Source organism: Periweissella beninensis (assembly GCF_016908275.1).
Lineage (GTDB): Bacteria > Bacillota > Bacilli > Lactobacillales > Lactobacillaceae > Periweissella > Periweissella beninensis.
In genome coordinates this window covers 1-10,031 of record NZ_JAFBDN010000036.1, presented here as the reverse complement: position 1 = coordinate 10,031, position 10,031 = coordinate 1, and the positions used below count along the sequence as shown (strand labels likewise).

Here is a 10,031-nt window from a genome sequence, read left to right as displayed (position 1 = left end):
GGGGTAAATTTTAATATCAACATAAGGATCATCAGCATGGCCGTTTATCTCAAATTCGGTAAACATAACAAAAAATTCACGATGCAGCCCATCTTTACTACGTCTTCCAAAGCGTAAGCCTAAAATTTTTTGATAAGTACTTTCAATATCGTCAATAAATCGGTTATTTGCTGTAGGTTTATATGCACTTAATTCTTTTAATTGATCAAATGAAAACCTTACAGTTTCGTCACCCTTGTCACGCATTCTAGAAACTATTGAGAAGAATAAATTCATTTCAACAGGAGTGAATTTTCGAAGTGGGATTGTATTTAATTCAGGATCATATTTGACAATTTCATTACTCAAATGAAGCACCTCTTTTAATGAATATGGTTTTATGAATATATAATACTACAAAACTCTATCTATAAACAGACAAAACTCTATCTATAAACAGACAAAACTCTATCTATAAACAGACAAAACTCTATCTATAAACAGACAAAACTCTATCCATAAACTCCTGTATTCCCTGGGAGAGTAAGGCTCAAGAGGGGTCTAAAAGAGGTTTAAAAGAGGTTTATAAAAGAGGTATAAAAGAGGCACCGCTGTACGAGATTAAAATCTAGAAACAAAAAGCCCTCAACAGGCTCTTAGAGGGCTAAATAACGAAGCCAGGACGATTAATAATATCTTCTTGTCTTTTTTGCAAAATATAAGTGTATAAGGAATCATACAAATTCTTTTTAATCTCGTCAGGTTCATTGACAGAAGCTTCAAACAATTCTTGAATATCAACTTGCCAAGGATCAGCAAGCATTTCATCAATTGGTTTTAATACTTTCTTTTCGTCCATCTTAATGACTCCTAACATTAAAATAATGATTTCAGTTTAGATACGCAGTTCTTAGAGTTAGTTATTCAAATTTTGTTGCCAGGTTTATGAAGATTCTCTGCATAAAGCAATTAAAAATTTTGGTTGAAAGCAGCGGGAACTGCAATACTCTTTAAGTATCTAAAGCATAACAAACATAGTTAATCGCAAGCGTAATTGAATTTAAAAATATACTTAATTTAATTACAAAGAAACTGATTTCATGGCCATCTGCAGACCGAGTGAAACGAGGTCAATGCACTTACACCCTTGACAAGTGTCAAGGGTAGATTTAATACCCATCGATATGGGTATTATTTGTATTAGAAGGCTAGCGCCAACTATAAAAAGCCTAGAGCCAAATCTCAAGACTAATCAATCACATTACGAAGGATCCAATGACTATAAGCAAGACGAGCACCGGGAGTTATTACCCAAGGGTGATTAATTTCGAAAATTTGAATTTCAGTTGCTAAGTAAAGTGGCGTCTTACCATGATTAAAAGCAAAAACGGGTTGCGGAAAATCAGGCTTACTAGCAACTTGATGAACACTTTGACGAGAGTTCATCTGCCAACGAATTTTTAAGTCTTCACGCGACAATAATTGGGGTAGCTGTGTTTTTTCAACTTGAGCTTGTTGTTGCAACTTTTGTGTAAAGGCTTGTTTAGTCTTGTTTTGATGCCAATCATCAAAAAGATCATACTTGTTTGATTTAAAATCTAAATCCATAAAGCCAGCCTCCTAACCAAAATCAATTTGATCCAGCATCGTTTCGGTACTAGCCTGGTCTAAGCCTAAATAAGCTAAAGTCATGGCTTCACTTGAATGATTTAATAAGTGCATGACTAAGCCAATATTGTAATTGGATTGCGTATAGACGCGATAAGCCCCGGTTTTGCGCATTGTATGGGTACCTAGATAATTAATTCCTAACAGATCACCAACCTTGCTCATGATTTTGTAGAACTGTTTTTCCGTGATATGTCGCTCTGGGTGCTGAATCGAGGGAAACAACCAGTCAGAAACCAAATGGTTTTCTTGCAACCAAGCTTGATAGGCTAATAAATCAGTCTGCACGGGTTTTAAGTAGAGCAGGTTAGCTTTACCAGTCTTTTGGTCGTGGATAAACGCATTCTGACACACGGTGCCGTTTTCGTTAAAGACATCTGTCCAACGAAGCTTCATAACGTCGCTCACTCGCAATAAAGTCGCTTTACCCACTTGAAAAACGGTATAGTTACGCCAACCAGCTTTGAAATTATGGAGTAACGTATCTTGCACTTCTTTGAGAACATTTGAATCTTTGATGGGTAAGACAATTTGTTGCATAGTTTTAGCTCCTTAAAAAATTGATTTTTAGTACAAATTAAAGTACAATATTAAGTACAATGAAAGGGTGGTAAATATGACATTAGCATTAACACAGAGCGATTTTCGCGCTAACCTAAAAAAATATTTAGATCAAGTTAATGACGAAGACGAAACCGTTTATATTGCTCGTTCAAATAGTCGCGCAGTAGCCATCGTTTCACAAGAAAAAATGGACTGGCTAGAAAGAGCATTAAAAGCGAAAGAAGGTTCGTTAGAATATGCAATTGCACGTGATCAGTTAATTAAACGCCATGTTTTACCTGACGATGAAATTGTTGAATCAGATGATGATTATTGGGGTCAGTTTAAATAATGAAAAAACTAAGATTTAAACCACGTGCAACCTTTAATGCTGATTTAAAACGGTTAGCCAGTTTAGACAAATCTATTATTGATGAAGTTCGAGCAGCCATTGACCTGTTACTTGAGCAACAACAATTACCACCAGAATTTGAAGATCATGAGCTTAATCGGCGAATGAGCGGTTATAATGAATTTCACTTACGAGATACCCCGAAAAACAAAACACCAAGCGAAACTAACGATGTCCTGGTGGTTTATACGATTGATAAAGATGAACTAGTCTTAATTGGCATTCGAGTCGGATCGCATGATCGTTTATTTCCTGGTCAAAATCGTGCTAAAAGGTATCGAAAAAATGACAAATAGAAGAAGTTATTTTTATAATATGAAAATAAATAACCCCTAATATCTACATTATAGATATTAGGGGTTATTCTTTCAATGTTTTTGAGGGGCGATTTGATAGTTATAGACCCTGAGTTAAGGAATGTACTGATGTTTTCTAGTATAGTCCTTAGTCTGATAATATTTGTTATATTTTTCTGTATTTAGTTATTCGATGATATCGAGGCTAATATGTCAGTCTTCCAATCAGCGTCGAAATCAGTTTCGATTAGTGGCTTATATGAAGTGTCTACGGCATCCCAAATAACCTTTTCGTTTACACCTTTATCATGTAACCATTTAATCAACGTATCAATTGTCAGAGGATATATGGTTGCACGAACAGAGCGATGTTGGACAGCGGTTTCCTCTAAATCGGTTGCAGCCACAGAACGCCAAATATTTTCGGTGTTCTTATCAACAGCGTCAGTAATGAAATATGTTTGAACCGGAACAGTGTGACTAGCAGAAAGATTAACGGTATGCCTGAGTACTGGTTCCCACTCCCCACGTTTAATGGCATTCTTATCCATCAATGTTACTTCAAGCAATAAAGTACGATCCTTGTATTCTATGGTAATGTCACCAGAATTATCATCTTGCTTCTTCTTTTGTCCTCCTGCTTGTGCCACAGGTAATCCTTCTGAATCCAGCGTAAGGTTCATTGACTCTCGCAAACTATACTTCTCCTCTGAAATGTAATACCAGGCAACCGCAATTTGAAAAACTGGTCCATCTGATTGAACCCAATGACACATTGATCATCACAAAGTTAGATCGTTTTGCTCGTAATACTAGAGAAGCATTGAACTTAATTGATGACTTATTGAAAGAAAAAATAATGATTAAGGTTTTAAATTTAGGAACGATAGATAACACCCCAATTGGGCGTATGATTGTCAGAACTTTGCTATCGTTTGCGGAGATGGAGCGTGATATGATTATCGAGCGTACGCAAGCCGTTAAAATATTTGCAAGGCAACACAATCCCAACTATAAGGAGGGTAGACCCAAAAGAAAAAAAGATAGCCGGAATATGGCTATCTTTGAATATTCTAACTCTCATACTGTGAAGGAAGCCGCTGAAGCTTTTAATATTTCTCCGCGCACAGTGCAATACATTAAAAAGCTATTTAGATAAATAACAAATACCACTGTCTATTTATATTACAATTCCTGACAAAAGCTATTAAATTATTGAAAGGAATCAGCCTTTTAAAAAGTCAACAAAGCAATTCTGCTTTAAATCATATTAGGGTATCACAAATACTTTACAAATATTTTTTGCGTCGCATCCAAAACCAGCAAATTAGGCTTAGTATAACAGAGATAATCAGCACAGCAAAAACACCATAAGAAGATTTTTCAAACGGGACATGGACATTGATTCCCCAAAAACCAAAAATAATCGCTGGAATAGTCAAAACGATTGATATCTCTGTTAGAGTTTTCATAATCATATTAAGCTGATAAGAAATCATATTGTTTATCATATCTTCCAAATCATCCAAATATTGGCCGTAACCTAAAATAATTCTATCCATTGTGTCGCTTGTATCGTATATCTCATCAATTATTTTTTTGGTGGTAAAATCAATATCATTAATAGTTGTGAAATTTTTTTTAATGAAATCCAGCGCTTTGTGATTAGCACCATAGGTTGTTGACAAAGCTATCATGTATTTTTGAAGAGTCAATAAATTACCAAACGTTGGTCTGAGTGGACCGGACGTTGATATTTCTGAGTCTAAATTATCAATTTTTTCCTTGACTCCACGAAGGTTGTTAAGCATCACATGGAAATCTTTTTGCGTGATCTTTAAAAGTACTTCCTCCATGAAATTATTGACATCACGTAAAACCATATTGGATAAGAGTTCGGGAATGAATTTTAATTTTTGTTTTGTAAAAATTATCAACTTATTTTTAAATACCAAGAAAACAACAGATGTCGTCAGATTATCTAGATGCCCACCTTCATGTACCTCGGGAAACAAAAAACTTACGAGCAAACTTTTTTCATCGTTCTGATCTATCATCGTGTCATATGCAACTCGATCATCAAACGTTAGTATATTGCCTATTTCAAGGTTATATTTATGTTCCAAAGATTCGATATATTCTGGTTCGTCACCATAAACATAAACAACAGAAGAATTTTTGATATTTGATTCTGATGAAACTAATAATGTATCTTTTGTTAAAGAATAAGTTTTCAGCATTGTAATCCTCCTGCTTTATATTTTTCTCAAAAATAAATGCGTAATTGTTGTGAAATAAATACGTTATCAGTTTTAAAAACATTTTGTCTTATGTATGATAACCTGCCAAAAATTTTATCTCACACATTATCTAGACAATCTTGTCTCCAGCTTCTAATGTATTATCTAATTTATAATTATAGCCCCTAAATTAAGGAATGTATTAGTGACCACCTAGGATCATAGTTAACTCATAGCAGAACTCCTGGTATTTTACTTAGAAGTCAATAAATTAATTGGACTGCTTTATGGTGGTAAGTTATGACGTATTTTAACACCTTTAATTATAAGGCACAAAAAAAATCGACACAATTGTTGATATAAGACCAGAAATTGTTACAGATAAGGTAGATTGTAAAAATAACGTAAATTCCGATTAAAGCGTTCACTTTTCGATTAATGGTTTAATTTTACAGGGGAAAGGGATTCCCATTTACACAAACTTCTTGACACTCCCGCCTTTTGCTTTTTTCTGGCAATTACCGGGTAATATAATCGCGTGGTTAATTCAAATATATTACAATTCTGATATGAAGGAGTGTATGCATGTTGGAAAAATGGGTTTGGGTGACGGTATTGTCAGTCATCGGTATCGTTGCACTTGGCTTTGGCGGCTGGGCGTTGATTGATCATTATCAGTACAGCCAGTTAGTTGATCAGCCAAGTGATGTTAAAAAATGGGAAGCTGATCCGCGGCCGTTGCAGTCCAAAAGCGCGGCAATTAAGCAAATTAAAGCTATCGGGCAATCAGATCCACTTGAAAAACGCGCGGCCACCAATGCCAAATTAGTGGTGATTCCTGGACTTCGCGGTGCTTGGTCGATCAATACTAAAACCAAAAAAGCGGGTTTTGGCAATAACTGGGTGCCTCAAGGGTTCACCCAGTCCAAAGATGCAATCTATATGAGCTTGTATGATAATAATCACAAACTGAATTCAATCATTGTTCAGGTGAACAAGCATAATGCTAAGTACAATAAAGCCTTAATTTTAAGGAGCAAATCGCACGTTGGTGGTATCACTTACGACATCGACCATCAGCGGCTGCTTTGGTCTGATGATGCCGCGCAGACAAAAGGTGCTGGTATCAGTTATGTGTCACAGCGCGAAATCGATGCCTATTCGGCTAAAGCAACGCAACAACCGATAAAGTCAACCCAGATTGAACTTCATTTGGCAGGACCGACCTCAGCGATTACCCTATATAACAATCAATTGGTTTTTGTTAAATATGGTCAGAACAAAAAGAACCGTTCGATCCTTGCCTTACCGCTCAATGCAAATGGGCTGCCAGCACCCATCACGATGAAGCAAAAGAAAGTCATTAATTCGTCTAACAATGGCTGGGATCGTCTTCAAGGCATTGCCGTTGCCAAAAGTGGGCTGACGTTGCTCAGTCAGTCAAATGGCAGCGCACCAGGCAAAATCTGGATTCTGGTTCCGGACAATAAAAGCTGGACCAAACTAGACTTCACTGCACCAAAGTCAGGATCTAAAATTATTAACGTGCCACACTCGGTTGAAGACATCAGCCTTGATCCTTCTGAGAAGCACATTTCGATGATCTTTGAAAGTGGTGCCAAAGCTTATCGTGAAGCAGGCACCTTCATGCATCGTCCGAGTTACATGGATCGGGTCATTATTTTGCCAGTGTTGGTTAAAAAAGTCCAAGTCCAGTAATTGCGTGGCTTGACAGTAAGAGAGAAGCCAAAAGCAGGTTTTGCAATCAGAAGGTGATTGCGTAAACTGCTTTTTGTTTGCCTCAGAACCTAGCAATTTTAATAACACCTGTTTTGTTCGCACATCGTTTGGCCAAAATGATAAAGTGGTAGATTGCAAATTTGTCCAAAAATTCGGATTAAATTTGCAATCTACCATTAGTTACTCCTTTTCTTCTCAACAGAACCCTGTGTTTAGTGTTTCTTTTTTGGTTTTGAAAAGGAACACTAAATGCGGGGTATACCAACTGAAACGTAGTGTAAGGCGGTAGTTAATTCTCAACATTCGTATTATTTGTTGTAACGTCATTTATTCGTTACACTATAATTGTAAGCGTCTTCAAAAGAATAGTTGAAATGGGAGGGATTTATATGTTGGAAAGAAATTTAACAGTTATTGGAAGTTACAGTACGAGAGAAGAAGCTTTATCCGAGATCGAACAACTGCAAAGAGAAGGCTATAGCCGTGATAATATCATTGTTTACACCAACAAAGATGCAGCTAAAAATTTTGGTTTTGCTGGACTGTCAGGAATCGATGTTAAAACCGGTGTAAATGGCGTCGAAACGACTCACGAAGATCGCTCACTATGGGAAAAAATCAAAGATGCATTTTCTGCTGATACGTACGAATACGATTCAAGTTCAAATGAAGAAGCTGATCATGCAAACAACGACCCACTTTACCAATATAGAGATGATATCTCAGCCGGAAAAATTATTATCACCGTCAATAATTATAAATACGACCCAACACAAGCAACTGAAAATGTTACAGGCAGACATGCAGCTGGTGCCACTCGCACAAATAATTTACATGCATCAGATGCTGCACGTGCAACTGATCTAGATACTGATACTGATAGTATCCAGCTTAAAGGAGAAAAATTGGATATCGATAAGCATGATGTGACGACGGGTAAAGTCGATGTCCATAAAAATGTTGTCAATGAGAAGAAAACAGTCGAAGTACCGGTTAAACGAGAAGAAGTCGTGATCGAAAGAAAGCCCGGAGATGGTGCGGCTGCAACTACCGATGTCAATGATACGCAAGAAGACGACACGATCACGATCCCAATCAAAGAAGAACAGATCGATGTCAAAAAACGCCCGGTCGTTCGAGAAAAAGTTGACATTCGTAAACAAGAACACGAAGATATGAAACAAGTAAGTGAAAACGTCAGCCACGAAGAACTAGATATCGATACGAGTGGTGATGCCCACGTAGAAGACTTACGCGATAATGATCGCAACAAGCATGACCGGAGCTAGTTTCTAGCTTTGATTTTATCAAACCTTTTGAACAAGAACTTAAAAAAGATTACTGACAGCCATCTTCTGATGGCTGTCAGTAATCTTTTTTGGCTCTTTGTGTGCGTTCCCGCAATTAAAAGCCAAAGAAGCCGAAACCAACGTCTTCACTTTGGCTTCGGCTTCTTTTACTGAATCAACTAAAAGACCACGTGGTTTCCACGTCTGGTTTTACTGCTCTTATACTAAAAAAATGGACTATTTTTATTCAGTCCGTAAAATGAAAGTATAGGAGTATTTTTATGTCAATTCGTTATTCACAAGATTTCAAAGATTCATTGGTTAAACTTCACCAAGAAGGCCGTTCACTTAAATCATTAACAGAAGAATTTGGACCTTCAAAAGATTCTATTGTTATTTGGGGCAAGCAAGCTACCCCAGTCATGATTCATGGGTCAATCAAAGACGTTAAAGGATGTCAAGCAATTAGAAAAGCGTCTCGCTATTTTGGAGGAAGAAAATAATTTTTTGTGAGCCTTTTTGTAATAAAATTTACTGATTTACTATTTTATAGCCAATAAAATGACAATCCAATACTATGGTTATGGTTGACCGTAATTGCTTTAGTTGAAACCTTAAGGCTTACATTAACTTTTACCAGAATTTCCACCAACGTTTAATAGCTCTATTTGTGTGTATGCCATCTTTATTAATACCAGATTTAACAATCTTCTGTTTAGCTATTTTGCTTTTTTTATCTTGGATGTTAAAAAGATCATTTCCGGTCGACAAGTTGTCGTTAGTTTTTTGAGTTAGTTGCCCACTTAGCTTTTGTACATGATCTTTTAATCGACGGTTATCTGCTACTGTTGCTAATTGTAATTGTTGCTGCTGATCCACCAATTTTGTTAGATGATCTATTTGTCGGTCTTTGGTAGCAAGCTGTTTGTCACGTTGAGACTTTAAATCTTCTATTTCTCTTCTTAGAGTGGCAATTAGCTCATTATTTTCTTTGCTAGTCTTTGTCACTTTTTTGCTACCTGTTTGTTGGGTATTTGCTACCAAAGGCTTTGCTACCTTGTCCCTAATAATCCTTTCAGCTGTAAGGCTGATCATGTTTGTACCTTGACTATCTTTTTGTCGGTTCTTTGTTGGTAGTCTTTGGTAGTGGTATTGAATAGTTTGTTTAGAGACCTTCAATTCGTCAGCAAGTTCTCTAATTGTTTTAGGCATGATTTCCAAACCCCTTTCGGAGTTCAGCAAGTGCTTCTTTTCGTGCTTGATCTCTTATTTTTTTATCGTGCTCGGCCTGTTTATCAGCCAATGCTTGTTTCTCAGTAGAGCCTAAAGTTAGCCCCTTAACCTTGTCAATGGCGCGCCATTTTTCCTGTTCTGTTAATTCACCATTATGCTGAATGTTAAAGAGTTTTTGACGTTCATCTTGAAATTGACCTTGTGAGAAGTCGTTAGCGTCTTTCTTTTCAGGCTTCCAAGTAAAAGAATACCCAATCACTGGTTTCCCGCGGCCTTTACCATATTTTTTTCTAACCGTTAGACCTCTAAAAAGAGGCGTAAGTTCCTCTTTGATGGGTTTTAAAACGGATTGATTTATATTGCTACTTTTATAGCTTTTAGGGACATCTAATAGCTCGTTAAAGTCTGCAACTGAAAAGTAAGCGTACCCAGTAGTTCTAAATTGTTTTAGTAACCGAAACATGGTTTTTGCGTAGCTACTTTTTAAATCTCTGAATTCTGATAAAGCATAACGAACCCAACTTTCCAGCTCATTTAATAATTTTATAGCTTTGGGGTAAATTTTAATATCAACATAAGGATCATCAGCATGGCCGTTTATCTCAAATTCGGTAAACATAACAAAAAATTC

At 36.6% G+C, this 10,031-nt stretch carries 14 protein-coding genes; 6 read left to right on the top strand and 8 right to left on the bottom strand.

Features of this window, described 5'->3' with window-relative positions; translation table 11 throughout:
- The 4 genes from JOC59_RS08625 to JOC59_RS08610 all read right to left on the bottom strand — a co-directional run.
- Positions 1–348 (bottom strand): replication initiation protein (locus tag JOC59_RS08625; RefSeq protein WP_205144359.1); only part of this gene is annotated, 348 nt, incomplete at its 3' end.
- Positions 349–643: 295 nt separating this feature from the next.
- Positions 644–856, bottom strand: a complete 213-nt coding sequence (locus JOC59_RS08620; RefSeq protein WP_010015136.1) for a hypothetical protein — start codon at positions 854–856, stop codon at positions 644–646.
- 371 nt (positions 857–1,227) lie between these two features.
- A complete protein-coding gene (locus tag JOC59_RS08615; protein WP_205144358.1) occupies positions 1,228–1,587 on the bottom strand; it encodes a hypothetical protein in 360 nt (119 codons plus the stop codon).
- A 12-nt stretch (positions 1,588–1,599) separates the two neighbouring features.
- Positions 1,600–2,187: a site-specific integrase gene (locus JOC59_RS08610; protein ID WP_205144357.1), complete on the bottom strand. Its 588-nt coding sequence runs from the start codon at positions 2,185–2,187 to the stop codon at positions 1,600–1,602.
- Between the two features lie 76 nt (positions 2,188–2,263).
- Between JOC59_RS08610 and JOC59_RS08605 the strand changes: the two genes are divergently transcribed.
- Both JOC59_RS08605 and JOC59_RS08600 read left to right on the top strand, forming a co-directional pair.
- Positions 2,264–2,542, top strand: a complete 279-nt coding sequence (locus JOC59_RS08605; protein ID WP_003586674.1) for a type II toxin-antitoxin system Phd/YefM family antitoxin — start codon at positions 2,264–2,266, stop codon at positions 2,540–2,542.
- A complete protein-coding gene (locus JOC59_RS08600) occupies positions 2,542–2,898 on the top strand; it encodes a type II toxin-antitoxin system YafQ family toxin (protein WP_027822196.1) in 357 nt (118 codons plus the stop codon). Before JOC59_RS08605 ends, JOC59_RS08600 begins: the two co-directional genes overlap by 1 nt.
- 182 nt (positions 2,899–3,080) lie before the next feature.
- Here JOC59_RS08600 and JOC59_RS08595 read toward each other — a convergent pair whose 3' ends face one another.
- Positions 3,081–3,593, bottom strand: coding sequence for an AlwI family type II restriction endonuclease (locus JOC59_RS08595; RefSeq protein ID WP_338090195.1), 513 nt, complete (start codon positions 3,591–3,593; stop codon positions 3,081–3,083).
- Here JOC59_RS08595 and JOC59_RS08590 point away from each other — a divergent pair.
- Positions 3,581–4,057, top strand: coding sequence for a recombinase family protein (locus JOC59_RS08590; protein WP_239517084.1), 477 nt, complete (start codon positions 3,581–3,583; stop codon positions 4,055–4,057). The two genes, JOC59_RS08595 and JOC59_RS08590, sit on opposite strands and share 13 nt — an antisense overlap.
- Before the next feature lie 130 nt (positions 4,058–4,187).
- Here the strand turns inward: JOC59_RS08590 and JOC59_RS08585 are convergent, their stop codons facing one another.
- Positions 4,188–5,138, bottom strand: coding sequence for a magnesium transporter CorA family protein (locus tag JOC59_RS08585; RefSeq protein ID WP_205144356.1), 951 nt, complete (start codon positions 5,136–5,138; stop codon positions 4,188–4,190).
- 585 nt (positions 5,139–5,723) lie between these two features.
- On the opposite strand from JOC59_RS08585, the gene JOC59_RS08580 reads away from it, so the two are divergent.
- The 3 genes from JOC59_RS08580 to JOC59_RS08570 all read left to right on the top strand — a co-directional run bounded on the left by JOC59_RS08580 (position 5,724) and on the right by JOC59_RS08570 (position 8,670).
- Positions 5,724–6,857 carry a hypothetical protein gene (locus tag JOC59_RS08580; protein WP_205144355.1) on the top strand — a complete coding sequence of 378 codons (1,134 nt, stop codon included), beginning with the start codon at positions 5,724–5,726 and terminating at the stop codon, positions 6,855–6,857.
- A 410-nt stretch (positions 6,858–7,267) separates the two neighbouring features.
- A complete protein-coding gene (locus tag JOC59_RS08575) occupies positions 7,268–8,167 on the top strand; it encodes a DUF2382 domain-containing protein (RefSeq protein ID WP_205144354.1) in 900 nt (299 codons plus the stop codon).
- 281 nt (positions 8,168–8,448) lie between these two features.
- Positions 8,449–8,670: a transposase gene (locus tag JOC59_RS08570; RefSeq protein ID WP_225436138.1), complete on the top strand. Its 222-nt coding sequence runs from the start codon at positions 8,449–8,451 to the stop codon at positions 8,668–8,670.
- Between the two features lie 130 nt (positions 8,671–8,800).
- Here the strand turns inward: JOC59_RS08570 and JOC59_RS08565 are convergent, their stop codons facing one another.
- A complete protein-coding gene (locus JOC59_RS08565) occupies positions 8,801–9,379 on the bottom strand; it encodes a DUF536 domain-containing protein (protein ID WP_205144353.1) in 579 nt (192 codons plus the stop codon).
- Positions 9,372–10,031, bottom strand: a 660-nt coding sequence (locus tag JOC59_RS08560; RefSeq protein WP_205144352.1) for a replication initiation protein, incomplete at its 5' end; no start/stop codon positions are given. The genes JOC59_RS08565 and JOC59_RS08560, both read right to left, overlap by 8 nt.